The sequence below is a fragment of the Brevibacterium sp. XM4083 genome (genome assembly GCF_006489205.2).
In the GTDB taxonomy this organism is placed as follows: Bacteria; Actinomycetota; Actinomycetes; order Actinomycetales; family Brevibacteriaceae; genus Brevibacterium.
This window is the reverse complement of sequence record NZ_VFYR02000003.1, coordinates 196,843-221,266: the sequence shown is the minus strand read 5'-3', so window position 1 is coordinate 221,266 and position 24,424 is coordinate 196,843. Positions and strand designations below refer to the sequence as shown.

The window sequence follows — 24,424 nt, the reverse complement described above, 5'->3', positions numbered from 1 at the left end:
CGGCGAAGTGGAAGTTCTATGACGAGTCAGCACAGCGGATCAGCCCTCAGCGCTCCCGTGTGGACGCAGCTCTACCCGGATCGTGTCGACGTCGACCTCGACGTCCCCTGGGAGTCGGTGGCCCACGCGTGGAACGCCCGGGTCGTCGCCGCTCCCGCCCAGACTGCCGTCCTCTACCGGGGGCGGGCCATGACGACGACGGAGATCGACACCGACGCCGAGGCGCTCGCCGCAGGCCTGTTCGACCTCGGCTGCCGGGCCGGGACGATCGTCGGCCTCTACCTGCAGAACGTTCCGCAGTTCGCGATCGCGCTGCTCGCGGCGTGGAAGATCGGCGCCGTTCCCCTCGTCCTCAACCCGATGTACCGCGGACGTGAGCTGCGCGCGCTCATCGACGACTCCGGTGCCGCCGGTCTCATCTGCGACGCCTCCGACGCCGAGGCGGTCACGACGACCCTGTCAGACAGCTCCGTGTCGTGGATGCTCACGACGACCGATGACGAGTATGCACAGGCTTCCCAGGCCGAAGTCGCACCGCCGGCCGCGGCAGTGAGCGAGGCAGCGATCACCGTGCTCGCCTGGGCGGACCTCCTCGACCGCCACCGCCCCGCCTCGACGGGCGGCACGGGCGACCCTGCCACCACCTCGGCGGGCAGAGTTGCCAACTCTGCCACCACCTCGTCGACCAGCACTGCGACCCCACCCGAACACCGGGCCGATGCTCTTCCCGGACTCGACGATCCCGCGCTGCTCACCTACACCTCCGGGACGACGGGCCCGGCGAAGGGATCGGTCGCCACGCACTGGAACGTCCTCTCCGTCGCCCTCGGGTACGGGCAGTGGCTGGGGCTTGCCGACGGTGACGTCATGCTCGCCGTCGCACCCCTCTTCCACATCACCGGCGCCGTCGCGTGCGCGGCGACCTCGCTCGTCTTCCCCGTCGCCCTCGACTTCATCGGCCGTCCCGACGCCGAATCGATCGTCACCGCCATCCGCGACGACGGCGTCACCGTGACGATCGGATCGATCACCGTCTTCAACGCGCTCCTCGAACACCCGGATGCCACCGCGGCCGATTTCGGCTCCGTCCGGTACCTCTACTCCGGCGGGGCACCCGTCCCACCGGCGACGGTCGAGCGGTTCCGGGAGCGGTTCGGGCACTACATCCACAACATCTACGGGATGACGGAGACCGCCTCGGCGGTCATCGGGGTCCCGCCCGACACCGCGGCGCCGGTCGACCCGGCCACGGACACGCTCGCGATCGGGGTGCCGTTCCCGGGCCTGAGCGCCCGCGTCGTCGACGTCGCCACCGGCGCCGTCATCACCGATGGGACCGCCGGCGAACTCGAACTCCGCGGACCCCAGGTCACCCCCGGCTACCTGGACAACCCCGAAGCGAACGCGCGGGCGTTCGACGACGGCTGGCTGCGCACCGGCGACGTCGCCGTCATCGATGACGCCGGGTGGATCTACCTCGTCGACCGGATCAAGGACCAGATCAACGTGTCCGGGTACAAGGTGTGGCCGCGCGAGGTCGAGGACGTCCTCTACGAACATCCCGCCGTGCTCGAAGCCGCCGTCGTCGGCCAGCCCGACGACTACCGCGGCGAGACCGTCGTCGCGTTCGTCTCGCTGCGGGCCGGGGAGACGGCGACCCCGGCCGACCTCATCGCCTTCGCCAAGGAGCGCCTGGCCGCCTACAAGTATCCGCGCCGCGTCCACATCATCGGCGACCTGCCGAAGACCCACACCGGCAAGATCCAGCGGCGCCTGCTCCGCGATTCCGGCACCGAGGCGGCCCCACCATCGGACCCGGCCGCCGACCCAGCCAGCACACCGACATCGACCGCCACGACAGAGGAGACATCATGACCGAACCCACGAGCGGCCGCCGATTCGACGGTGAGGTCGCGCTCGTCACCGGAGCCAGCCGCGGCATCGGACTCGGCATCGCGCAGCGCCTGGCCGCCGAAGGCGCAACCGTCGTCCTCACCGCCCGCAAACCGGACCCCCTCGCCGAGGCGGTCGCCGCCTTCCCGGAAGGCACTGCGGTCGGCATCGCCGGGAAGTCCGACGACCCGGCCCACCGGGCGGAGGTCTTCGACACGATCGCCGAGCGCTTCGGCCGCCTCGACGTCCTCGTCACCAACGTCGGCATCAACCCCGTCTACGGGCCGACGATCGACATCGACCTCGACGCGGCGCGGAAGATCCTCGACGTCAACGTCATCGGCACCCTGGCCTGGGTGCAGGGCGCCGTCCACCACCCCGCACTGCACTTCCGGGAGAACAGGGGCCGGATCGTCAGCATCTCATCGGTCGCCGGAATCGTCCCGAGCCCCGGCATCGGGTTCTACGGGGTCTCGAAGGCCGCGGTCTCCCATCTCACCCAGACTCTCGCCGTCGAACTCGGTCCCGACATCCGCGTCAACGCCGTGGCCCCGGCCGTCGTCAAGACCCAGTTCGCTGCCGCCCTCTACGAAGGCCGCGAAGCCGAGGTCGCCCAGACCTATCCCGCCGGTCGCCTCGGCACACCCGAGGACATCGGCGCAGCCGTCGCCTATCTCGCCTCCGCCGACGCCAACTGGATCACCGCCCAGGTGCTCACCGCCGACGGCGGACTCGTCACGGCAGGGGGAACGGCATGAGCGCGCTGCCCCCGGACGTCGAAGAGCTGCGGGTGCGCACACGGGACTTCATCCGCGACGTCGTCATCCCCGCCGAACCGCGACCCGGCGTCTACCTCGCCGAGGAGGTGCTTTCCGACCTGCAGGCACAGGCCAAGGCCGCCGGGGTCTTCGCCCCGCATGTGCCGACCGAATGGGGCGGCCAGGGAGTGCCGATCGAGCACTGGTCGCCGATCTTCCAGGAAGCCGGGTACTCGCCGATCGGTCCCGCCGTGCTCGGCTGCATGGCCCCCGACGAGGGCAACATGCACATGCTCGCCCGCATCGGCACGTCCGCGCAGAAGGAGCGGTACCTGCGCCCGCTCGCGACCGGAGACATCCGTTCGAGTTTCGCGATGACCGAACCCCATCCCGGTGCCGGGTCCGATCCCTCGGCCCTGTCGACCCGGGCGGTGAGAGACGGTGACGACTGGGTGATCACCGGCGACAAGCGGTTCATCTCCGGGGCCGAGGTGTCCGGCTTCTTCATCGTCATGGCCGTCACCGACCCCGATTCGCCGACTGGAGGCACCCCCGCCGAGGCAGTCGCCGGGTCCGGTTCCGCCCAGGAGCGGCGCGGGCAGGCGGCGACGATGTTCCTCGTCGACCGCGACACCCCCGGCGTCGAGGTCGGACGGTCGATCCGCACCGTCGATCGCACGATCGCCGGCGGGCACCCCTATGTCCGCTTCGAGGGTGTGCGGGTGCCGTCCTCCGCCGTCCTCGGCGAACCGGGCAAGGGCTTCGCGTATGCGCAGGTCCGCCTCGCCCCGGCGCGTCTGACCCACTGCATGCGCTGGCTTGGCCTGGCAAGGCGCGCCCTCGACATCGCCCTCGACCGGGCGGAGCACCGGGAGGTGTTCGGCGACATCCTCGCCCGCCAGGGGCTCGCCCAGGAGCTCATCGCACAGTCGGTCATCGACATCGAGACCGCGGACGCGATGATCTCGAAGACCGCCCTCGTCCTCGAGGGCGACCAGGCCGAGGCGAACTCGCTGTCGTCGATCGCGAAGGTCTACTGCTCCGAAGCCGTCTACCGGGTCATCGACCGGGCTGTGCAGCTGACCGGCGGGGACGGGGTCTCCGACGAACTCCCGCTCATCCAATACCTCAATGAGGTGCGCCCGTTCCGGATCTACGACGGGTCGACCGAGACGCACAAGTTCGCGATCTCCCGCCGCGCCTCCTCACGGCGGCGCCGGGAGGTCGCCGCCGGCGCCCCGCGCCAGGACCTCGTCGCCGGTCCGGAGGTCGCACGATGACCGCGCAGCTCGTCGATGTCGTCGAGACCTCGGCCCAGGCCGCCGCACTCGACGTCCCGCCGCTGCTCGTTCTCGACTCGGTCACCGACCACCTCGATGCGCGCGGCATCGGCACCGGGCCCGTGCGGTGGGAGCGAATCGGGGAGGGCCAGTCGAACGTGACGTTCCGGATCCGCCGCGACGACGTCGACATCGTGCTCCGCCGTGGACCGCGGCCGCCGATCCCGCGCTCGACCCATGACATGGTCCGCGAGGCGAGGATCCAGACCGTGCTCGGCGGGCAGGGGATCGCGGTGCCGACGATCGTCGACGTCTGTGAGGACGAATCCGTCCTCGGCGTGCCGTTCTACCTCATGGACTTCGTGCCCGGGACCGTCGTCACCGACACCCGGCCGGCGGTGCTCGAGAACCCGGACCAGCGCCGCCGATTCGGCGAGGCGCTCATCGACCAGCTGGCGGCCCTCCACGACGTCGATGTCACGGTCCCCGCGGTCGCCGCCCTCGGCCGACCCGAGGGCTACCTCGAGAGACAGGTCGCGCTCTTCTCCTCCCTGTGGGAGAAGAACACCCGGCGGTCGCTGCCCGCGGTCGGCCGCCTCGGCGCCTGGCTCGAGGCGAACCGACCGGACACGCAGCGTCATTCCGTCGTCCACGGCGACTACCGGGCGGGCAACGCGATGATCGCGGCCCAGGCGCCGGTCGCCGTCGCGGCGATCCTCGACTGGGAGATGTCGACGCTCGGCGACCCGCTCGCCGATCTCGGGTACTTCCTCGCAACGTACTCCGACGGGCGGCATCCGCGCACGGTCATGGACCTCACCCCGGTGACCGGGCAGCCCGGATTCCCCTCGCGGGCCGACCTCACGGCGCGCTATCGGGACCTCACGGGTCTCGATCTCACGAGCCTGCCGTGGTACCAGGCACTCGCCCTGTGGAAGGCGGCGATCTTCTCCGAGGCGATCTACACGCGCTGGCTCGCCGGTGAGGCCCCGGCCGCCGGTGACTTCACGGGCACGCTCGAACACGGGGTGCCCGCCCTCCTCGACGCGGCATCGGAGGTGGCGGCGACGCTGACGTAGCCCGCGCCCCACCGCAGCCTCACCATTCCGACGCCCCCCCGCACCAGATCTGCGGAGTGCCACCTCGGCGACCCTTCGCGCCCGAACACCCATTGGAAGGACAGACATGACCGCACAGATGGCGGGGACGACGGTGTCCCTGCGCGAGAAGAGGAAATCCGTGGCGGCGAGCACCGTCGGCAACATCCTCGAATGGTACGAGTGGAGCGCCTACGCGGTCTTCACGCCGTTCATCGCCGCCGCGATGTTCAACAGCGAGGACAGCGTCTCGGCGGTGCTCGCGACCCTCGGCGTCTTCGCCGTCGGCTTCCTCATGCGCCCCCTCGGCGGGATCGTCTTCGGACGCATCGCCGACCGCAAGGGGCGCAAGTTCGTCCTCATCACGACGATGCTCATCATGGCCGCGGGATCGCTCATCATCGCCGTCATGCCCGGGTACGCGCAGATCGGCGCCGCAGCCTCCTTCGTCCTCCTCCTCGTGCGCGTCGCCCAGGGCTTCGCCCACGGCGGGGAGTCGGCGACGGCGAACTCCTACATCGCCGAGATCGCCCCGGCCCACCGCCGCGGCCGCTGGGGCAGCATCGTGTTCATCGCGATCTTCGGCGGCTCCGTCCTCGCCTACACCGTCGGCGGAGCCGTGACCAACCTCTTCACCGAGGCGGCCGTGTCCGAGTGGGCGTGGCGGATCCCCTTCGCCCTCGGCGCGCTGCTCGCCCTCGTCGCCCTCTACATGCGGCGCGGCATGATCGAAAGCGACGTCTTCGCGGCCGCAGATGCCGGCGAGGCGGGTGCCGGTGAGGGGGCCGCCGGTCATTCCGTCACCGAGGCGGCTCCGCTCGATCGCGGGCGCGTGACCCGGGCGATCATCCTCGTCGTCCTCATGACCTCCGGCATCACCGCCGCCCACTACACATGGTCGTCCTACGCCTCGACGCTCGCGATCACCGAGCGCGGCATGGATCCGCAGGCGGCCTATTGGGCGACGGTCGGGGCGCAGGCCATCGCGCTCGTCTCACTGCCGTTCTGGGGTTCGCTGTCCGACCGGATCGGCAGGCGTCCGGTGCTCATCGGATTCGGAGTCCTCATGGCGGTCCTCCAGTACCCGCTCATGGGCATGATCACCTCGGCGGGATGGACGCTCTTCGCCGCTTCGGCGATCGCCCTGCTCATCGTGTCGATGGCCGGAGCCCTGCTCTCAGCGGTGCTGTCCGAAGCGTTCCCGACGAAGGTCCGCACGCAGGGGATCGGCTTCGCGTACTCCGTGTCCGTCGCCGTCTTCGGGGGCACCGCACCCTACCTCAACGGGCTCTTCAACTCCCTCGACCTCCGGTGGCTCTCGAGCGGCTGGGTCATCCTCCTGTGCCTGGCCACGATCATCGCGGTCGCGCTCCTGCCCGAGACGAAGGGCAAGGACCTCGGCGAGGTCTGACCCGTCCATCTGCGGGGTGGTCTGCGTGCCGGCACGGCGGCTCAGAGCACCCTGCGGGTTGCCAGGGGCCTACGCCGTCGTGCGGATGGGCGGGCGTGGGGGACGGCTGGGGCGGGTGGGCGCTGCCACGAGCACGCACCCCGGTTGTCGCCGCGTGCTCCGGGTCATACAATGGGTGCGGACAATTTCATACGCCGTTACGACATGACGTGGGAGAGCTGCCGGAGGTCCGCAAGGAACTCGCCAGGGCAGCGCCGTAGGTGCAATTCCCTCCCCGGGAAACTCTCAGGCCCAGTACCACCGAATGCAGGCATATCTGGAGGACTGCCGCACGCTGCCGCGCACCCCGCGAGCGCGTCGCTGCAGAGGAGATCCGACAGATCGGGGAGGACTCTGCACCGCTGAGTGCGTCCTCCCACCGGAGGGCGCCGGACCGAAGGACCAGAACGGCCATGACCAGTTCACTCGCCCACACCACGCAGGCCACCGGAGACACGGCGCGTCCGTTCTCCGACCGTCACATCGGACCCCGCGCCGACGACACCGCGGAGATGCTCGCCGAACTCGGCTATGACTCCCTCGAAGCACTCTCCGAGGCAGCCGTCCCCGCCTCCATCCAGATCGACGGTCTCGACCTGCCCGGCGGCAGGACCGAGACCGAGGTGCTCGCCGACCTCCGCGACCTCGCCTCCCAGAACGTCATGCGCACCCAGATGATCGGCCAGGGCTACTACGACACCGTCACCCCCGCCGTCATCCGCCGCAACCTCGTCGAGAACCCCGCCTGGTACACGGCGTACACCCCGTACCAGCCGGAGATCTCCCAGGGCCGACTCGAAGCCCTGCTCAACTTCCAGCAGGTCGTCGAGGACCTCACCGGCCTCGACATCGCCAACGCCTCCCTCCTCGACGAGGCCACCGCCGTCGTCGAGGCGGTCCTCCTCATGCGCCGCTCCGTGAAGAAGGGCTCGACGGTCGTCCTCGACTCCGAGCTCCACCCGCAGGTCATCGCCAACGTCCACGTCCGCGCCCGCGCGCTCGACTTCAACGTCACCGTCGCCGACCTCTCCCAGGGCCTCGTCGGCGAGGACATCTTCGGCATCGTCTGCGCCCAGCCCGGCACGACCGGTGTCATCCGCGACTTCTCCGCCGCCGTGGCGGGCGCGCACGAGCGCGGCGCCCTCGTCACCTTCGACTCCGACCTGCTCGCACTCACCCTGCTCAAGGACCCCGCCTCGCAGGGCGCCGACATCTCCGTCGGCTCGGCCCAGCGCTTCGGCGTCCCCCTCTTCTTCGGCGGACCGCACGCGGCGTTCATGGCCGTGAAGTCCTCGCTGCAGCGCCAGCTGCCCGGCCGCCTCGTCGGAGTTTCGAAGGACGCCCAGGGCAAGCCCGGCTACCGCCTGGCCCTGCAGACCCGTGAGCAGCACATCCGCCGTGAGAAGGCGACGAGCAACATCTGCACCGCCCAGGCCCTGCTCGCCAACGTCGCCTCGATGTACGCCGTCTACCACGGCCCCATCGGCCTGACCCGCATCGCCTCCCGCATCCACCGCCTCGCGCAGGCGTTCGCGACCGCAGCCGACACCGCCCCCGGCGCCGAGGTGGTCTCCCGGGAGTTCTTCGACACCGTCGCCCTGCGGGTGGCCGACGCCGAGGCCGCCCGCACCGTCGCCGAGGCCGCCGGATACAACATCCGGGTCATCGACCCGACGACGATCGGCGTCTCCTTCGGCGAATCCCACACCGTCGCCGATGCCAACGGCCTGCTCGAGGCCCTCGGCATCATCGCCCGGATCGATGCCGATGACTTCGAGGCCGCCTCGGCGGGGACCTTCGGAGCCAACCAGGTGCCGGCACCGCAGTTCGCCTCCGACCTCCACCGGGACACCGAGTTCCTCACGCACCCGATCTTCAACACGCACGGCTCCGAGACGTCGATGATGCGCTACCTGCGCACCCTGGCCGACCGCGACCTCGCACTCGACCGGACGATGATCCCGCTGGGCTCGTGCACGATGAAGCTCAACTCGGCCATCGAGATGGAGCCGATCACCTGGCCGGAGTTCGCGACGATCCACCCGTTCGCCCCGATCGAGCAGACCCAGGGATGGCGCACGCTCATCGGCCGCCTCGAGGACTCCCTCGTCGAGGTCACCGGCTACGACCGGGTCTCCCTCCAGCCCAACGCCGGCTCCCAGGGCGAGTTCGCCGGCCTGCTCGCGATCCGCCTCTACCACCGTGAGAGCGGCAACCCGCAGCGCACCGTCTGCCTCATCCCGCAGTCGGCCCACGGGACGAACGCCGCCTCCGCGGTGCTCGCCGGACTCGAGGTCCAGGTCGTCGCGACCGCCGAGGACGGGTCGATCGACCTCGATGACCTCGACGCGAAGATCGAGAAGAACGGCGACCGCCTGGCCGCGATCATGATCACCTACCCGTCGACGCACGGCGTCTTCGAGTCCGAGGTCCGCGAGGTCTGCGACAAGGTCCACGCCGCCGGCGGTCAGGTCTACGTCGACGGCGCGAACCTCAACGCCCTCGTCGGACTGGCCAAGCCCGGCGAGTTCGGCGGCGACGTCTCCCACCTCAACCTCCACAAGACCTTCTGCATCCCGCACGGCGGCGGCGGTCCCGGCGTCGGTCCGGTCGCGGTCCGCGAGCACCTCGCCCCGCACCTGCCCGGCAATCCGGTCAACCCCGACCTCGTCTCCGGTGACATTTCGACGACCGACCTCCCGGTCTCCGCTTCGCTCTACGGCTCGGCCGGAGTCCTGCCGATCAGCTTCGCGTACCTCGAGCTCATGGGCGGCGAGGGCCTGCGCGAGGCGACTCGGGCGGCTCTCCTCGGGGCGAATTACATCGCGAAGAAGCTCGGCGACGTCTTCCCGGTCCTCTACTCGGGCGAGAACGGGCTCGTCGGCCACGAGACGATCCTCGACCTCCGGGAGATCACCGCGAAGACCGGTGTGACCGCCGAGGATGTCGCCAAGCGCCTCATCGACTTCGGCTTCCACGCCCCGACCCTCGCGTTCCCCGTGCCCGGCACCCTCATGGTCGAACCGACCGAGTCCGAGGACAAGGTCGAACTCGACCGGTTCATCGAGGCGATGCGGACGATCCGCGCCGAGATCGACGCGATCGGCACCGACTACGCGTACGCGGAGTCACCGCTCAAGGCGGCCCCGCACCCGGCGACCGTCGTCATGGACGACTGGGACGGCAAGTACTCGCGCGAGACCGCGGTCTTCCCCGTGCCCGGCCTGCGCCTGACGAAGTACTTCCCGCCGGTCAGCCGCATCGACGGCGCGTACGGCGACCGCAACCTCGTCTGCTCCTGCCCTCCGCCGGAGGCCTTCGAGACCACCGACACCGAGGAGAACTGATGACAGAGACGCACACCCAGGCAGCCGGCCAGATCAAGGAGACGCCGCTGCACGATGCGCATGCGAAGCTGGGCGCGAGCTTCACCGACTTCGGCGGCTGGGACATGCCCTTGAAGTACGGCTCCGAACTCGCCGAGCACCGCGCTGTGCGCGAAGCGGCGGGCATCTTCGACCTCTCCCACATGGGCGAGGTGCGGGTCACCGGTGCCGGTGCCGCGGCCTTCCTCGACTACGCGCTCGTCGCGAAGTACTCGACGATGAAGGTCGGCAAGGCGAAGTACGGGGTCATCGTCAACGCGGAGGGGTACCTCCTCGACGACCTCATCACCTACCGGATCGGTGAGGAGGAGTTCCTCATCGTCCCCAACGCCTCGAACACGCCGGTCGTCGTCGCCGCGCTCACCGAGCGTCTCGAGACGTTCCTCACCGAGGTCGAGCCCGGCGCGGATGTGCGCATGGCCGACGAATCCGGGGACACCTCCCTCATCGCCGTGCAGGGACCGAATTCGCAGGACATCATCCTCACCGCCCTCGACAAGGGTGCCGACGGAACCTTCGGACCGCGGACCACCTCGGCGGATGCAGCCGATGACGCCGAGACCCGCACGGTCGGAGAGGCCGTGGCCGAACTCGGGTACTACGCGTGGATGCCGATCACGATCGCCGGCATCGACCTCGTGCTCGCCCGCACCGGTTACACCGGCGAGGACGGGTTCGAGCTCTACGTCCCGAACATCGCCGCGACCCGCCTGTGGGACACACTGATGACCGCCGGTGCCGGCCACGGGCTCGTGCCCGCGGGCCTCGCCGCCCGCGATTCGCTCCGCCTGGAAGCGGGCATGCCGCTCTACGGCAACGAGCTGACGCTCACGACGACGCCGTTCGACGTCGAACTCGGCCGGATGATCGGCTTCACGTCCAAGGACGAATTCGTCGCCCGCGAGGCACTCGCCGCGCTCGGGGAGACCGAACCCAGCCGTGTCCTCGTCGGGCTCGTCTCAGACGGCAGGCGTGCCGCGCGGTCGGGGTCGGCGATCATCTCCGACGGCGCGGAGGTGGGTGTCGTGACCTCGGGGCAGCCCTCGCCGACGCTCGGCCATCCCATCGCGCTCGCGTTCGTCGACCGTGAGCTCAGTGCTCCCGGCACCGAGGTGGCCGTGGACATCCGGGGCAAGTCGCACGATTTCACCGTGGTCGAACTGCCGTTCTACAAGCGTTCGGGAAACTGATGCTTATCGACCAGTGAGACTTGTCCCGATGACTCGTACACTGGTCACACCTGCTCGCCACAACCGCTGTCCCACAGCAGAAAGGGAAGATCATGGCTGATCTGCCAGCACTTCCGAAGGACTTCTCCTACTCCGCCGAACACGAATGGGTCAACCAGGGTCCCGACACGATCGCCGGACAGACCGTGAAGATCGGCATCACCGCGGTGGCCGCCGACGCCCTCGGCGAGGTCGTCTACCTCAACCTGCCGAGCGTCGGTGACGGCGTCAAGGCCGGAGAGACCTGTGGTGAGGTCGAGTCGACGAAGTCGGTCTCCGACCTCTACTCGCCCGTCGGCGGCGAGGTCACCTCGATCAACGAGAAGGTCCTCGACTCCCCGGGTCTCGTCAACTCCGATCCCTACGGCGAGGGCTGGCTCTTCGAGGTCAACGTCGACGAGGTCGGCGTCGTCATGGACGCCGACAGCTACGCGAAGAACAACTCCCTGTAACGCGTTCTCGCCGCCTCGTCGTCGCTGGTGACGGCGTTGGTGGCTCAGCAGTGCGACATACCGACGGGGTCGGTCATATCCGAAGAAGTCCGGATGGGACCGACCCTGTCGTCTGTCCGAAACGCCCTCCCCTCACCCCGTCATCCCGCTCCTTCTTCCCTGTCACGAATGCTCCCTCCTCAAGAAACGGTGGACCCACCATGCCACTGAGCGTCTTCGATCTCTTCACCGTCGGCATCGGCCCCTCGAGTTCGCACACCGTCGGCCCGATGCGCGCGGCCGTGAGCTTCCTCGATCTCATCGGCGATGACCTCGACTCCGTCGCGAGCCTGCGCGTCGACGTCTTCGGCTCGCTCGCCGCGACCGGCGCCGGCCACGGCACCTTCGACGCGATCCTCCTCGGCCTTGAGGGCTGCCGCCCCGACGCCGTCGACGGCAACGAGCTCACCGCCCGCCGCACCCGCATGGCCGAGACCGGTGAGATCATCCTCGGCGACGCGACCGGCAATGGGGTCGAACTCGAGTTCACCGAGGCTGACATGGTCAAACGCCCGCTGACCGTGCTGCCGCGTCACACGAACGCGCTCACGCTCGCCGTCTTCGACGAGGCGGGTGCGACCCTGGCCGAGGAGACCTACTACTCCGTCGGCGGTGGCTTCGTCACCTCGGAGACCGAGTTCGTCGAGAAGGAGCAGGCCGCCGAGGCGCTCGTGTCCACCGAGACCGCGCTCGCCGAGGCGGCTGCCGACGAGGACGTCGCGGCGCTCACCGACGATTCGCTCTACGTCGAGGACGCCGACGACGCCGACGAGGGGTTCGACGACGAACCCGATGACCCGTCGAATGCCGATGAGGACCAGGAGTTCGCCGTCGCCGAGGCGGTCGTCGACGCGGAACTCGAAGCCGCGAGCGAGGAGCTGCCCTTCCCGTTCCACTCCGGCGTCGAACTCCTTGAGCAGTGCCGGACCAATGAGCTCTCGATCGCCGAGGTGATGCTCGCCAACGAGCGGACGATGCGCGACGAGGACGAGATCCGTCACGGCCTCCTCCACATCTATTCCGTCATGGAGGAGTGCGCGTCGAACTCGCTCGACCGGTCGGGTCACCTGCCGGGTGGGCTCAAGGTGCGCCGACGTGCCCACGACTGGTACCTCAAGCTCAAGGCCGAGGATCCCGACCGCGATCCGAAGTTCTACCTCGAGTGGGTCAACCTCGTCGCGATGGCCGTCAACGAGGAGAACGCCTCGGGCGGTCGGGTCGTCACCGCCCCGACGAACGGCGCGGCCGGCATCATCCCCGCCGTGCTCCACTACGCGCTCAACTACGTCGATGAGGTGACCGCCGGGGGAGAGGCCGCCAAGCACGACGCGATCATGACGTTCCTCCTCACGGCCGCCGCGATCGGCGTCCTCTACAAGGAGCGGGCCTCGATCTCCGGCGCCGAGGTGGGCTGCCAGGGCGAGGTCGGATCCGCCTCGTCGATGGCCGCCGGCGGACTGGCCGCGGTCATGGGCGGCACCCCTGAGCAGGTCGAGAACGCCGCGGAGATCGCGATGGAGCACAACCTCGGATTGACCTGCGACCCGATCGCCGGGCTCGTCCAGGTGCCGTGCATCGAACGCAACGCGATCGCCGCAGGCAAGGCGATCAACGCCTCCCGGATGGCGCTGTGGGGCGACGGCCAGCACCGGGTCAGCCTCGACGAGGTCATCGAGACGATGCGCCAGACCGGTGCCGACATGTCCTCGAAGTACAAGGAGACCGCGCTCGGCGGATTGGCCGTCAACGTCGTCGAGTGCTGAGGACAGGCTGTGACGGTGGACGACTGCCTCGGCGGGGTGAGCGGGGACGGGACTGCGATGTCTCGGTCAGCGGGTCGCCGTTCCTCCATCGTTTGGAACTCGTGTTCCACGTCTCGGGAAATGTAACGAACGGATAACGAAGGGTCCTCCGTCAGGCAGCCGTAGTGGCGAGCACGACGATCCCCAGAGATGCCATGGGGAAACCCCGGGACCACCTCGGCGAGGTTCTTATCCCCACCCCCGCGCTGCGGGCGCGGATTCGGGGTGAAATCGCCGAGGTGAGATTGACGCTCATGCTCATCTCGTTAGGTTTGTGGGCGTGAGAAACGCACTCGCTCAACCGAAGACGGAAACCGACGTCCGCCCTCCCTCGCTCGAGGACGGACAGCATCTGTGGCGGCTGGCGAAGGACTCGGCCGTGCTCGATCTCAACTCCTCCTACTCGTACCTGCTGTGGTGTCGTGACTTCGCGGACACCTCGGCGATCGCCTGGATAGACGGCGAACCCGCGGGGTTCGTCACGGGTTACACGCGTCCGGACAATCCGGACACCCTGATGATCTGGCAGGTCGCCGTCTCCGAGGCGTTCCGCGGGCGCGGCCTGGCCTCGACGATGCTCCACGCACTCGCCGACCGGACCGGAGCGCTGCGGCTGGAGACGACGATCACCGACGACAACGCGGCCTCGAACCGCCTGTTCCAGGCGTTCGCCGAGCAGCGCGGAGCCAGATTCGACCGGCGCCCGCTGTTCACCCCGGACCTCTACCCGGACGGCCACGACACCGAATACCTCTACGAGATCGCCCCGCTCTGAGCGCGGGTCGGGATCGGCTCTTCCTGTGCTCGGAGCACGGGTCGGCACGGCCCCGGTGGGCGGTCTCGGCGACTGCTCGACTTCAGCCCTCAACGGACGATCTCCCGCGGGCCCGCACGGGCGGGTCCGCACCCGCAGGGGAACCAGCTCAACCCTGCATCCGCAGGCCAGCCTGCACCCGCAGTCGAAACTGCACGCTGTCGAAAGGAATCATGCGATGACTGACACCACGACGACCACCCCAGACATCTTCGAGACCCGCGAATCCGCAGTGCGCGGCTACTCCCGTTCGTGGCCGGCGACCTTCGCCAAGGCCCAGGGTCCGCGGCAGTGGGACGAGGACGGCAATGAGTACCTCGACTTCTTCTCCGGGGCCGGTGCCCTCAACTACGGGCACAACAATCCGGCGCTGATGAACCCGCTCGTCGAATACCTCCAGTCCGGTGCCGTGCTCCATTCGCTCGACATGAAGACCCCGGCCAAGCGGGAGTTCCTCGAGACGTTCGAGAAGCTCATCCTCGAGCCGCGGGGACTCGACTACACGGTGATGTTCCCCGGACCGACGGGAACGAACACCGTCGAGGCGGCGCTCAAGCTCGCCCGCAAGGTCACCGGCCGCCAGCACCTGCTCTCGTTCACGAACGCGTTCCACGGCATGACCCTCGGGTCGCTGTCGGTGACCGGCAATTCGATGAAGCGCGAGGGCGCGGGCATTCCGCTGACGAACAGCTCGAAGATCCCCTACGACGACTACTTCGACGGGGAGACCCCCGACTTCCTCTGGCTCGAGAAGGTCCTCGAGGACTCGGGCTCCGGTGTCGACAAGCCGGCGGCGATCATCGTCGAGACCGTCCAGGGCGAAGGCGGCGTGCGGGCGGCGCGGGCCGAATGGCTGCGAGAGCTCTCGGCGCTGTGCAAGAAGCACGACATCCTCCTCATCGTCGACGACGTTCAGGCCGGCTGCGGTCGCACCGGCACGTTCTTCAGCTTCGAAGACGCCGGCATCGAACCGGACATCGTGTGCCTGTCGAAGTCGATCTCCGGATCGGGTCTGCCGATGGCGCTCACCCTCTTCCGCCCCGAACTCGACGCGTGGGAGCCGGGTGAGCACAACGGCACGTTCCGCGGGAACAATCCGGCCTTCGTCACCGCGACCGCGGCACTGAAGAACTTCTGGGCCGACAATGCGTTCCAGAACGAACTCGCCGACACGATCGCCCACCTTCACCAGCGCCTCGACGCCATTGCAGCCAAGGCCGAGGGAGCCACCGTGCGCGGCCGCGGTCTGCTCGCCGGGCTGCTCTTCGATGACCCGGAGACGGCAGGGAAGATCGCCGCCGAGGCGTTCGCCACCGGCCTCCTCATCGAGACCTCGGGCCCGCGTGACGAGGTCGTGAAGATCATGCCGCCGCTGACGATCACCGAGCGCGACCTCACCGCCGGACTCGACATCCTCGAAGCCGCCGTGCTCAAGGTCGCCCCGGCCGCGACGCCGGCGATGGCCTGAGCCTCGCCGGGACTTCTCTGCGCCCCGCCTGCCGCAGCGAGAGGTGGCCCGACCGCCTCGGCGAGGGTTCAGGGATACGACCACACTGACGAAACGAAGGGACACGATATGTACGTAGTCAATCGCGATGACCTCAACGGAACCGACCGGGACGTCCAGTCGGAGACGTGGCGGAGTCGGCGGATGGTGCTCGGCCGGGAGGGAGTCGGATTCTCCTTCCACGACACCGTCATCTACGCGGGCACGCGCTCGACGTTCCATTACCAGAACCACATCGAAGCCGTGTACTGCGTGCAGGGCGACGGCACGCTCACCGACGAGGAGACGGGCAAGACGTACCCGCTCACCGACGGGACGATGTACCTGCTCGACGGGCGCGAGAAGCACACCGTCGTCGCGAACACCGAACTGCGCATGGCGTGCGTGTTCAACCCGCCGGTCACCGGCCGCGAAGTCCACGACGAGAACGGCGTCTACCCGCTCATCATCGAGGAGACCGCCGCGGTCTGAGCAGCCGGCCGGTCTGGACGGCCTGCTGGCCTCCGGGCCGGTTGCGTCCGGCCGCGTACCCGGCGTCCCGGCCGCGTACCCGGCGTCCCGACCGTTTACGGCTCACTTCAGTTTGAGGGGCTCACGTTTTGGCGTGAGCCCCTCAAACTGAAGTGAGCCCTAAGCAGGGACCCCCTGCTCGAACCCGTGGCTCGAACCCGTGGCCCGAACCCTCTGCTCGAACCCGCGGCCCCTCACCTCACTGGGTCTTCGCTGCCTTCTTGGCGTTCTTCTTCGCGTCCCAGTAGGCGCGGGTGGTGACCTCGTCGGAGCCGTCCCACGCGTCGATGCCGTCGACGCCGGGCAGGTCGTCGCGGTTGAACACCGGCTCGAGACCCTGCTTGCGCTGTGCGGTGTAGTTCTTGAGCACCTTGAGCGCGATCCCGCCGAGGAGGAAGACGGCGACGAGGTTCGTCAGTGCCATGATCGACATGAACACGTCGGCGGCGGACCAGGCGAGCGGCAGGGCGATGACCGAGCCGGTGAACACGGCGGCCATGACGATGATCCGGTAGATGATGATCGCCGGGCGCGCGTTCCTCTTGAACAGGTAGGAGATGTTCGCCTCGCCGTAGTAGTAGTTGCCGAGGATCGAGGAGAACGCGAAGAGGAAGATCGCCACGGTGAGGAAGTGGACCGCCCAGGACCCCAGCTGGGAGGCCAGCGCGGTCTGCGTCAGCGACGCACCCTGCGCCTCGTCGTAGACGGGGTTGGAGAGCAGGACGATGAACGCCGTGATCGAGCAGACGAGGATCGTGTCGAAGTAGACGCCGAGGCTCTGCACGAGACCCTGCTTGGCGGGGTGGGAGACCGACGAGGTGGCGGCGGCGTTGGGCACCGAGCCCATGCCGGCCTCGTTGGAGAAGAGGCCGCGGCGGATGCCCTGGAGGATGACGATGCCGATGCCGCCGCCGACGACGGATTCGATGCCGAACGCGTTCCTGATGATGAGCATGATCATGTCGGGCACCTCGGTGATGTTCATCGCGACGACGAGCACACCGAGGAAGAGGTACGCGACGGCCATGACCGGGACGATGACCGAGGACCAGGCCGAGATCCGCTGCACACCGCCGAGGAAGACCGCGCCGGTGACGAGCGCGAGGAAGATGCCGAGGCCGACGGGCAGCCAGAAGCTCTGCGTGGTGTCGATGTTGAGGCTCGTGGCCGTGGCGTCGACGATCGAGTTCGCCTGCAGCGAGTTGAAGACGAGGCCGTAGGTGACCGTGATGATGACGGCGAAGAACGCTCCCATCAGGGGCTTCTTCAGTCCCACGCTCATGTAGTAGGCGGGGCCGCCGCGGAACGAGTCCTTGTCCTTGACCTTGTAGAGCTGGCCGAGTGTCGACTCGACGAAGGCGGTGGCGGCGCCGAAGATCGCCATGAGCCACATCCAGAAGACGGCTCCCGGGCCGCCGATGGAGATCGCCAGGGCGATGCCGGCGATGTTGCCGGTGCCCACGCGGGAGGCGGCGGAGATCCAGAACGCCTTGAACGACGAGATCGACTTCGTGCCGTCCTTGTTGTTGCCGGGGCTCTCGCCGATGACGCGGAACATCTCCGGCAGCAGCCGCAGCTGGACCATGCTGGTGCGGATGCTCAGGTAGAGGGCGACGCCGATGAGGACGACGATGAGCACCCACCCGAGTCGGTCATTGACGAATGCGATGAGGTCTTCGAGGGACATGCCGATCGTTCCAATGCTTGTGCGGTGTTGTGCGTTTTCTCAACTCATTGTGCCACCACTCACATCATCGGGTGCGCGGCAGGGGCATGCGCAGCGCGGCAAGAGGGATTGCATCGCCGAGGCTGTTCGCCGCGACCGCGATCACCCCACTTCAGACGTGGTACTATTCCTGTGATCTACCGCACTTCGAAAGACCTGTACCGTGCCGACGACGCTGACTGGGATTCCTGCTCCCTGGGCTGCACATCGCCCGTTCCCCTGTGGAGGAGTCTCGTTGAGGACCGTTCGTCGTGCGCTCGCCGCCGAGCCTGAGCGCCGCGGATTCGCCGGCCCAGCATTCGTGCGCCCACGTACCTCTGCGCGTGCGTCGTTCGCACCGAGGTTCCCGGGAGTTCCGACGGGATCACTGCTCGATGACTGTCAGATCGTCGCCTCGCATCTCCCCGCGCGTGCCGGTGAACGTGTCGATCGCTTCAGATATATGAACGAGAAGGCCGAAGTTCGATTTCCGCGAGCCGTAGGCGCCTTTTGCGCTCGACCCTCGTGCGGCCTGCATGTGCGCCAGGTCGCTGTCATCGACGTGCCAGATGATGACCTGTGGAGGGTCGTCCCCGACGAACGTGATGCGGCGAGAATCCGCACTTACCGACCAGCCGTTGTCATTGAAGACGGCAACGATTTCGCGTCGTGTATTCCTCAAGTTCCCCTCCTGTGCCCTGCTGCCGTTCCGCACCTGGTCCCGAGCCGCGGCGGCCGGTGCCGGATCGCACCGCGAAACATCAGCCGACTCCGATCCCGGATTCACCGGAACGCAACCCTGACAACACCCAGGCATTGCCCGCAGCGCCTAGGATAATCCGCAATCGCCCTTGAGGTACCACGTTGACGGCTCCACCGGCACCGCCTCGGCGACCATCCCCATAAGGAGTACCCACCATGCCGATCACCGTTCTCACCCATCCTCCCGCAGGCGGCGTCAGGACCCCGGTCCCGCCGCTCGTCATCGCGCACCGCGGCGCGTCGCTGGGGTGGCCGGAGAACACGATCCCGGCGTTCGTCGCCGGCATTGACCAGGGCGCGGACATGATCGAGGTCGACGTCCACATGAGCGCCGACGGTGAACTCGTCGTCGTCCACGACATCACGTTCGATCGCACGACCGATGTGCGCACGGTCTTCCCCGACCGCGCCGACACCCACGTCTCCCAGATGACCGCCGCCGAGATCGCCCGGCTCGACGCGGGCAGCTGGAAGCATGAGGCCTTCGTCGGTCTGCAGGTGCCGACGCTCGCCGAGGTGCTCGCCCTCGTCCATGCGACCCGCACCGGGCTGCTCCTCGAGGTCAAGCATCCCGAGCTCTACCCCGGGATCGCCGAGGCGATCGTGGCCGCCTGCGACAACGTGCCCGACTACCTCGACCGGTCGCTTGCCGCGGGGCTGCTCGTCGTCCAGTCTGCCGACTGGGATTTCGTCCGGGAGTTCCACGAGCTCGCCCCCGAGGTGCCGGTCGGACTCCTCGGCCGTCCGACTCCCGAGCAGCTGCGCGACTTCGCCGCGTGGGTCGATCAGATCAACCCCGAGTACGTCGACGCCGACGCCGAGTACCTCACGCTCATCCACGAACTCGGCATGTCGAGCCTCGTGTGGACGATCGACGCGGTGCCCGACATGGAGACGGCGATCGAGAACGGTGCCGACGGCATCATCACGAATGTGCCTGACGTCCTCGTTGAGGTCGTCGAGGAGCTGTAGCCCGGCAAGGAACGCACTTTCAGATATAACAGCAACGCGCTACACTTATATCTGAAAGGAATGATCATGACTGTTCGCTCTCACCATGTGCTGTTCGACTCCGAGACGTCGGAATCTGCGTCCGAGCTGCTGAGAACAGCCGCGGATTCCGGAGCCGGCTGGACCATCCGCCGGTCCGATCTGGATCCCCGGGTCGCGGGTCTCATCGAAACCGTTCTTCAGGCGGTGGCCGCTGGTGATGAGATCTCCATTGGCCAGGTGCCCGAAGTGGTCACGACCACAACGGCGGCGTCGATGTTGGGACTTTCTCGTCCGACGCTGATGAAGCATGTGCGCGAAGGGCGGCTGCCATCTCATTCGGTGGGGACGCATACCCGGCTGCGCAGGGCGGACGTTGTGGAGTTCAGGAAGGCACTTCGCGCCGAACGCGCTCGTGCCATTCACGACCTCATGGAATTGGAAGACGAGCTGGGCGAGCCCTTGTAGGTCGGAGCCGCCTGCGCCGGCGGCTTAGTGCTGGCATCTGACCCAGGCGTATGTGCCTAGTCGTGCCGGGCCAGGAACTCTTCGACGCGTTTGTGGACTTCGGGGCGGCCGACCCAGTAGCTGTGGCGGGCGTCGGGGATGATGCTGACCTCGACGTCGGGGACTCTGCTACCGAAGATCGCGGCATTGCCGGGGTCGACGAGGAGATCATCGGCTCCTTGGAGGACGAGAGCCGGGACACTGATGGACTCCGGGTGCGGCCCATCGCGCAGGTCGGAGGCCTCACTGTGAACGCGCATAGCCTCAGGTGATTGCGGAGCGATCAAGACCTTGCATGCCTCACGTGGGTTCTCTGCAATCCACCAGTCAGGGTAGAAGAGGGAAGCCAGCGTCTTCGTATCGAGGGTCGCCAAAGCCTTCGCTCCCTCTGCCGGGCGCGGCGGTCCCGTCTCGTCGCCCACGCTCGTGGCGCCGATGACGATCGATACCGCTCGCTCGGCATGGTCGGCGCCGATCCACTGGACGATCCGACCACCCATCGAATGGCCGTAGAAGTGCGCGCGAGCGATCCCGGCGTTGTCGAGTATCGCCATGACGTCAAGAGCAAAATCCCTGGTGGACCACCGCGGAGGGAACTCGGACGTGCTGTCGCCGGTGCCGCGATGATCGAAGACAATGGTGGTCCGCTCGGAGAAATCGCTCCGCGCCGAGTCCCACCCGTGATGATCGAGCGCTCGTCCCTGCACGAGGACAAGCGGCGGCAATGACGGGAAAGCGCCCAGGCGAATCGAGTACCGGAGACGGGATCCATCAGGAGCAAGCGCGACAGGCACGAGTGCAATGTATCGGGCGGTTCTGACATGGCCGAGAACAGAGCTTTGGCGAAAGACAGGGGCGGCGGAAACGGACTGCGAACGGGAGATCTGGCGAGTTCGGAACGACTCAGATGAGAGCTTCACGGCGACGCCGAATCGGCGACTTCCGCCTCGGTGCGAGGCTGGTGGCGGTGAGGACGCTCGCCGCAGCAAGGTAGCCGATGACGACAATGGGGATTGCGGCGCCATCGCCGACCAGTGATTCTTCAGCACCGATCTGAAGCAGGGCTCCGATGATCACCGTGTTCATCGCGAAGATCAGAGTGAAGAAGCCTGAGGCTCCGAGAAGCCAGTCCCCGAGCGACTTTCGTGGGACATCGAATGCATGTCGAAGTGCGAAGATGCCTGCGACAGCACCGACGGCAGCCAGCAGCGACAGGATCCACGTCCACGTACCTGTCGAGAACTCGACGATCGTGCCGGCCGGCGAGGTGAGAAAGCCCGCTGCAACGATAAGAGCTGCCGAACCGAACAGGGTGATGGCTGCCTCGTGCGGCTTCCGCCGACCGCTGTCCGCCGAGTTCTCAGCCGAGGCCATTGTGCGAAGAGTGCGAATCGTCACCGGTGTCAGGAGGGCAGGCGCCGCGAGAATGGTGAGAAACGGGAGTGCTCCCACGAACTCCGAGAGGGGTTCAGCGAGGGCCGCCGAAGGCACCAGCCGCAGACCGAGTGCCACGACTCCGGAGAGACACCAAGCGATGACGAGTGCTGCGGCGATGACGCCGGCAGCGCTGCTCGGTTGGCTCCGCGCGATGGCTCCCACCGCGGCCGCTGCTATCAGAGCGAGTACGAGCAGAGGGATTCCCACCCAGAGCGGGTGACCGGTTCCATAGTCCGGAGCGGTGAAGAAGAGCGCTGAGAAACCCACCCATGCGGCGAGGTGGACGACGAAACCGACGACGAGGACAGAGAAGCGTATCGACATCGACGGTGGCTGTAGTGCGCTGTCCATGAACCCATCGTGCCACATCGGCAATCATCGTTGCCGTGGTCGGCGCCTCGCGGCTGCGTCACAACGCACCCGTCGATCGGCAAGCACAGTTGTCTCAGGCCGGCGACACCGACCCGTTCGACAGCCACCTTGATGCCGCGGCAGAACACGGAAACGTCGACTATGTGGTGACGATGGATCGCCAAGCTCTTGTGCCGGATCCGGATCGAACGACTTACGAGTTCTATCACCTCGACGAGTTCCTCGTGCTATGCGACCAATCGATGCCTGACCGTATTCGGGCGGCACTGCTGACGAATCTCGGTTATCACGTGCTCAAGGCTAAGCGGGATGGCCGCAATGAGCTGCCGAACTTCCCGGAGAAGTACGCCGAGGCAGTGGTTCCAGACTTTGCCGAACGAGTTCTTGAGCATTATCGGAGGCTGGATATGAGCAAGATCTGGAAAGAGCCTCCGACATTGGCGAACTGGACCGGCTGAGTCGAGACGAGACCGGCGCATTCACTCATCCCGGAGTGGCCGCCGCGGCGACGTCACGGGTGCATGCGGGCGCCCTTGACCGTGCGGTCGACGGCGTTCTTCGGTCCGTGCAGGGCAACGCCGACGAGGTTGAGGTCGACGGCGGCGACGGAAGCGACGGCGGCGCGGTTGGCGGCGTCATGGCCGGTGGCGAACAGCTCTTCCGTGTAGACGGCGAGCGGAATGCCGCGGTTGACGGCCTTGGTGCGGATCGAGGCGAGCCGTGAAGCGTCCGCGGTCATGACCATGACGGGTTGGCGCAGCATGGGCAGATAGTCGTTGCCGTCGGCGTCTCGGTAGCGGTCTCCGACGAGGTCGTCCGTGCTCGTCGCGACTCCGGAGATGAGGAACGCCGTGACGTTGAGCTCCTGCCAGGGCAGCAGGTCGTCACGGAGGACGACGATGACCTTCGTATCGAAGCGCACCGCCGTCTCCGAGGCGTTCGACGGTTCGGGTGCGGTCGCCTCGGTGCTGGAATCGGTCGGTCTCGGATGCAGGGTATCGGTGGTGTCCATGCCTCCAGACTCCACGGTCGACGATGTCCCGGTCTTGTACATTTGTTGCATGGCCGAGGTGATCCGCGCTTGGCACCCGCCGGTGCCGCTCGTGCAGGAGGTCCTCCATGCCCGGTTCGAGCACCACGCCTACCCGTCGCACACCCACGATTCGTGGGCGGTTCTGCTCGTTGACGACGGCGCCGTGACCTATGATCTCGACCGCCATGACCACCTCGCCACTCCGGCCGCCATCACCCTGTTGCCGCCGCAGGTGCCGCACGACGGGAGGTCGGCGATACCGGAGCGCCCGTTTCGCAAGCGCGTCCTCTACCTGGAGTCGGACTGGCTTCCGGATGACACGGTCGGTGCTGCAGCGGACTCACCGACGCTGACCGGCGCTGATATCCTCTCCGCCGTCGAGGAGATTCACGCTGCCCTGGGCCACCCGGCGGATGCGCTCGCCGCCGAATGCGGCGTGCTCGCGCTGCGTGACCTCGTGCTCGGTCGTCTGCGGTCTCCGGCCGATGTGCCCGCCGACGTTCCGCTCGCCCGGCGGCTCCGTGACATGCTCGATGACCGTCTGGCTGAGACCGTCACCATCGCCGAGGCGGCTTCCGAGTTCGGAGCCAACCGCAGTCACCTCGTCCGTGTCTTCACGAACGCCTACGGCATCGCCCCGCACCAGTACGTCCTCGGGCGCCGGGTCGACCGCGCTCGCCGGCTCCTGCTCGCCGGCCTCACGCCCACCGAGGTGGCCACGGCGGTGGGGTTCCATGACCAGTCACATCTCACCAGACATTTCCGGCGGACTCTGGGCGTGACACCGGGGGCATTCGTCGCGTGAGACGAGGGCGCCTCACTCCCGCGGGGCGCGCTGGGTGCCCGTGAGCGGGGAATCCCAGGTCCCGGGTTCGGTCACGGGGAAGCGGCGGCCGGTGACCTCCTCGGCGAGGATGCGCACGAAGCGATTCTTCTTCCCCGCCTGCCACGGGGTGACGTCGAGGGAGATCGTGTCGAGCAGCTCATCGGTGCGGTTGATCGGCTTCGCCGTGCCCTTGACGACGACGCTCCACGCCTCCCCGGCCTCGGGGTCGAAGCCGTCGACCTCGAAGGCCACCTGCGGATGGTCGTGGATCGCGTCGATATTCGTGCCCTCCCCGGAGCGGAAGACGATCGACGAATGCTCGAGAGCGTAGTTGACGGGGAAGATCTCCGGGTGGAGGTCCTCACCCTCGCCGACGATGACGGCGAGGCAGCCGATCGTCGTGCTGCGCAGGCTCTCCCAAGCTTCGTCCGCGTCGAGGACCATGTTCGGATCAGCGTTCATCGCGTTGCCTTCCCTCGGGCGCGGGCGGCGGGACGTCGGAATCGCTCGCCATCGCCGCGCTTTTCTACAGAGTGTAGAAGAGTTGGGCGCCGAGCGACAGGGCATGCCGCGAT

Annotated in this window: 22 protein-coding genes and 1 riboswitch; of the genes, 16 read left to right on the top strand and 6 right to left on the bottom strand. The window is 67.7% G+C overall.

Annotated elements, in window-relative coordinates:
* Window positions 1-18: 18 nt before the first annotated feature.
* The 12 genes from FJ887_RS10265 to FJ887_RS10210 all read left to right on the top strand — a co-directional run bounded on the left by FJ887_RS10265 (window position 19) and on the right by FJ887_RS10210 (window position 16,178).
* Complete coding sequence (locus FJ887_RS10265) at window positions 19-1,875, top strand: class I adenylate-forming enzyme family protein (RefSeq protein WP_140955355.1); 1,857 nt, start codon at window positions 19-21, stop codon at window positions 1,873-1,875.
* Window positions 1,872-2,651, top strand: a complete 780-nt coding sequence (locus tag FJ887_RS10260; protein ID WP_140955354.1) for an SDR family oxidoreductase — start codon at window positions 1,872-1,874, stop codon at window positions 2,649-2,651. The genes FJ887_RS10265 and FJ887_RS10260 overlap by 4 nt, the downstream gene beginning before the upstream one ends.
* Entirely contained in the window at window positions 2,648-3,931 is a 1,284-nt protein-coding gene (locus FJ887_RS10255) for an acyl-CoA dehydrogenase family protein (protein ID WP_140955353.1), read from the top strand. The genes FJ887_RS10260 and FJ887_RS10255 overlap by 4 nt, the downstream gene beginning before the upstream one ends.
* The gene (locus FJ887_RS10250) at window positions 3,928-5,010 is read left to right on the top strand and encodes a phosphotransferase family protein (protein ID WP_140955352.1); all 1,083 of its coding nucleotides are present in this window, start codon (window positions 3,928-3,930) and stop codon (window positions 5,008-5,010) included. Before FJ887_RS10255 ends, FJ887_RS10250 begins: the two co-directional genes overlap by 4 nt.
* A 106-nt stretch (window positions 5,011-5,116) precedes the next feature.
* Window positions 5,117-6,439: an MFS transporter gene (locus FJ887_RS10245; RefSeq protein ID WP_140955351.1), complete on the top strand. Its 1,323-nt coding sequence runs from the start codon at window positions 5,117-5,119 to the stop codon at window positions 6,437-6,439.
* Window positions 6,440-6,639: 200 nt separating this feature from the next.
* Window positions 6,640-6,749: riboswitch (glycine riboswitch) on the top strand.
* 142 nt (window positions 6,750-6,891) lie between these two features.
* Entirely contained in the window at window positions 6,892-9,825 is a 2,934-nt protein-coding gene (gene gcvP / locus FJ887_RS10240) for an aminomethyl-transferring glycine dehydrogenase (protein WP_140955350.1), read from the top strand.
* Window positions 9,825-11,054: a glycine cleavage system aminomethyltransferase GcvT gene (gene gcvT, locus FJ887_RS10235; RefSeq protein WP_137826224.1), complete on the top strand. Its 1,230-nt coding sequence runs from the start codon at window positions 9,825-9,827 to the stop codon at window positions 11,052-11,054. Before gcvP ends, gcvT begins: the two co-directional genes overlap by 1 nt.
* Before the next feature lie 101 nt (window positions 11,055-11,155).
* On the top strand, window positions 11,156-11,545 hold the full coding sequence (gene gcvH, locus FJ887_RS10230) for a glycine cleavage system protein GcvH (RefSeq protein WP_137826247.1): 390 nt from the start codon (window positions 11,156-11,158) through the stop codon (window positions 11,543-11,545).
* 200 nt (window positions 11,546-11,745) lie between these two features.
* A complete protein-coding gene (locus FJ887_RS10225; protein WP_137826225.1) occupies window positions 11,746-13,347 on the top strand; it encodes an L-serine ammonia-lyase in 1,602 nt (533 codons plus the stop codon).
* 319 nt (window positions 13,348-13,666) lie between these two features.
* A complete protein-coding gene (gene ectA / locus FJ887_RS10220) occupies window positions 13,667-14,161 on the top strand; it encodes a diaminobutyrate acetyltransferase (protein WP_349290523.1) in 495 nt (164 codons plus the stop codon).
* Between the two features lie 217 nt (window positions 14,162-14,378).
* Window positions 14,379-15,668 (top strand): diaminobutyrate--2-oxoglutarate transaminase, encoded by a 1,290-nt coding sequence (ectB, locus tag FJ887_RS10215; RefSeq protein WP_137826227.1) that lies wholly within the window; start codon window positions 14,379-14,381, stop codon window positions 15,666-15,668.
* Between the two features lie 108 nt (window positions 15,669-15,776).
* Window positions 15,777-16,178 (top strand): ectoine synthase, encoded by a 402-nt coding sequence (locus FJ887_RS10210; RefSeq protein WP_137826228.1) that lies wholly within the window; start codon window positions 15,777-15,779, stop codon window positions 16,176-16,178.
* Window positions 16,179-16,416: 238 nt separating this feature from the next.
* Here FJ887_RS10210 and FJ887_RS10205 read toward each other — a convergent pair whose 3' ends face one another.
* Entirely contained in the window at window positions 16,417-17,904 is a 1,488-nt protein-coding gene (locus FJ887_RS10205; protein WP_137826229.1) for an alanine/glycine:cation symporter family protein, read from the bottom strand.
* A gap of 403 nt (window positions 17,905-18,307) precedes the next feature.
* The gene (locus tag FJ887_RS10200) at window positions 18,308-18,709 is read right to left on the bottom strand and encodes a hypothetical protein (protein ID WP_250786211.1); all 402 of its coding nucleotides are present in this window, start codon (window positions 18,707-18,709) and stop codon (window positions 18,308-18,310) included.
* A gap of 131 nt (window positions 18,710-18,840) precedes the next feature.
* Between FJ887_RS10200 and FJ887_RS10195 the strand changes: the two genes are divergently transcribed.
* Together FJ887_RS10195 and FJ887_RS10190 are read left to right on the top strand one after the other, a co-directional pair.
* Window positions 18,841-19,656, top strand: a complete 816-nt coding sequence (locus FJ887_RS10195) for a glycerophosphodiester phosphodiesterase (RefSeq protein ID WP_137826231.1) — start codon at window positions 18,841-18,843, stop codon at window positions 19,654-19,656.
* A gap of 66 nt (window positions 19,657-19,722) precedes the next feature.
* A complete protein-coding gene (locus tag FJ887_RS10190; RefSeq protein ID WP_249356839.1) occupies window positions 19,723-20,142 on the top strand; it encodes a helix-turn-helix domain-containing protein in 420 nt (139 codons plus the stop codon).
* A gap of 56 nt (window positions 20,143-20,198) precedes the next feature.
* On the opposite strand, the gene FJ887_RS10185 is transcribed toward FJ887_RS10190, so the two are convergent.
* Together FJ887_RS10185 and FJ887_RS10180 are read right to left on the bottom strand one after the other, a co-directional pair.
* The gene (locus FJ887_RS10185; protein ID WP_171007079.1) at window positions 20,199-20,975 is read right to left on the bottom strand and encodes an alpha/beta fold hydrolase; all 777 of its coding nucleotides are present in this window, start codon (window positions 20,973-20,975) and stop codon (window positions 20,199-20,201) included.
* Window positions 20,976-21,084: 109 nt separating this feature from the next.
* Window positions 21,085-21,555 carry a hypothetical protein gene (locus tag FJ887_RS10180; protein ID WP_181365641.1) on the bottom strand — a complete coding sequence of 157 codons (471 nt, stop codon included), beginning with the start codon at window positions 21,553-21,555 and terminating at the stop codon, window positions 21,085-21,087.
* Window positions 21,556-22,004: 449 nt separating this feature from the next.
* Here FJ887_RS10180 and FJ887_RS10175 point away from each other — a divergent pair, with 449 nt between their 5' ends.
* Window positions 22,005-22,448: a hypothetical protein gene (locus FJ887_RS10175; protein ID WP_137826233.1), complete on the top strand. Its 444-nt coding sequence runs from the start codon at window positions 22,005-22,007 to the stop codon at window positions 22,446-22,448.
* 53 nt (window positions 22,449-22,501) lie between these two features.
* On the opposite strand, the gene FJ887_RS10170 is transcribed toward FJ887_RS10175, so the two are convergent.
* The gene (locus FJ887_RS10170; protein ID WP_137826234.1) at window positions 22,502-23,002 is read right to left on the bottom strand and encodes a DUF2000 family protein; all 501 of its coding nucleotides are present in this window, start codon (window positions 23,000-23,002) and stop codon (window positions 22,502-22,504) included.
* A 49-nt stretch (window positions 23,003-23,051) separates the two neighbouring features.
* Between FJ887_RS10170 and FJ887_RS10165 the strand changes: the two genes are divergently transcribed.
* The gene (locus tag FJ887_RS10165; protein WP_137826235.1) at window positions 23,052-23,828 is read left to right on the top strand and encodes a helix-turn-helix transcriptional regulator; all 777 of its coding nucleotides are present in this window, start codon (window positions 23,052-23,054) and stop codon (window positions 23,826-23,828) included.
* Window positions 23,829-23,840: 12 nt separating this feature from the next.
* Here the strand turns inward: FJ887_RS10165 and FJ887_RS10160 are convergent, their stop codons facing one another.
* The gene (locus FJ887_RS10160) at window positions 23,841-24,311 is read right to left on the bottom strand and encodes a pyridoxamine 5'-phosphate oxidase family protein (RefSeq protein WP_137826236.1); all 471 of its coding nucleotides are present in this window, start codon (window positions 24,309-24,311) and stop codon (window positions 23,841-23,843) included.
* Window positions 24,312-24,424: the final 113 nt, after the last annotated feature.

Bases quoted from the DNA above. Each gene is read 5' to 3' on its own strand.
- FJ887_RS10265 (WP_140955355.1), top strand. From the start codon at position 19: ATGACGAGTCAGCACAGCGGATCAGCCCTCAGCGCTCCCGTGTGGACG.
- FJ887_RS10260 (WP_140955354.1), top strand. From the start codon at position 1,872: ATGACCGAACCCACGAGCGGCCGCCGATTCGACGGTGAGGTCGCGCTC.
- FJ887_RS10255 (WP_140955353.1), top strand. From the start codon at position 2,648: ATGAGCGCGCTGCCCCCGGACGTCGAAGAGCTGCGGGTGCGCACACGG.
- FJ887_RS10250 (WP_140955352.1), top strand. From the start codon at position 3,928: ATGACCGCGCAGCTCGTCGATGTCGTCGAGACCTCGGCCCAGGCCGCC.
- FJ887_RS10245 (WP_140955351.1), top strand. From the start codon at position 5,117: ATGACCGCACAGATGGCGGGGACGACGGTGTCCCTGCGCGAGAAGAGG.
- gcvP (WP_140955350.1), top strand. From the start codon at position 6,892: ATGACCAGTTCACTCGCCCACACCACGCAGGCCACCGGAGACACGGCG.
- gcvT (WP_137826224.1), top strand. From the start codon at position 9,825: ATGACAGAGACGCACACCCAGGCAGCCGGCCAGATCAAGGAGACGCCG.
- FJ887_RS10225 (WP_137826225.1), top strand. From the start codon at position 11,746: ATGCCACTGAGCGTCTTCGATCTCTTCACCGTCGGCATCGGCCCCTCG.
- ectB (WP_137826227.1), top strand. From the start codon at position 14,379: ATGACTGACACCACGACGACCACCCCAGACATCTTCGAGACCCGCGAA.
- FJ887_RS10210 (WP_137826228.1), top strand. From the start codon at position 15,777: ATGTACGTAGTCAATCGCGATGACCTCAACGGAACCGACCGGGACGTC.
- FJ887_RS10205 (WP_137826229.1), bottom strand. From the start codon at position 17,904: ATGTCCCTCGAAGACCTCATCGCATTCGTCAATGACCGACTCGGGTGG.
- FJ887_RS10195 (WP_137826231.1), top strand. From the start codon at position 18,841: ATGCCGATCACCGTTCTCACCCATCCTCCCGCAGGCGGCGTCAGGACC.
- FJ887_RS10190 (WP_249356839.1), top strand. From the start codon at position 19,723: ATGACTGTTCGCTCTCACCATGTGCTGTTCGACTCCGAGACGTCGGAA.
- FJ887_RS10180 (WP_181365641.1), bottom strand. From the start codon at position 21,555: ATGGCCTCGGCTGAGAACTCGGCGGACAGCGGTCGGCGGAAGCCGCAC.
- FJ887_RS10170 (WP_137826234.1), bottom strand. From the start codon at position 23,002: ATGGACACCACCGATACCCTGCATCCGAGACCGACCGATTCCAGCACC.
- FJ887_RS10165 (WP_137826235.1), top strand. From the start codon at position 23,052: ATGGCCGAGGTGATCCGCGCTTGGCACCCGCCGGTGCCGCTCGTGCAG.
- FJ887_RS10160 (WP_137826236.1), bottom strand. From the start codon at position 24,311: ATGAACGCTGATCCGAACATGGTCCTCGACGCGGACGAAGCTTGGGAG.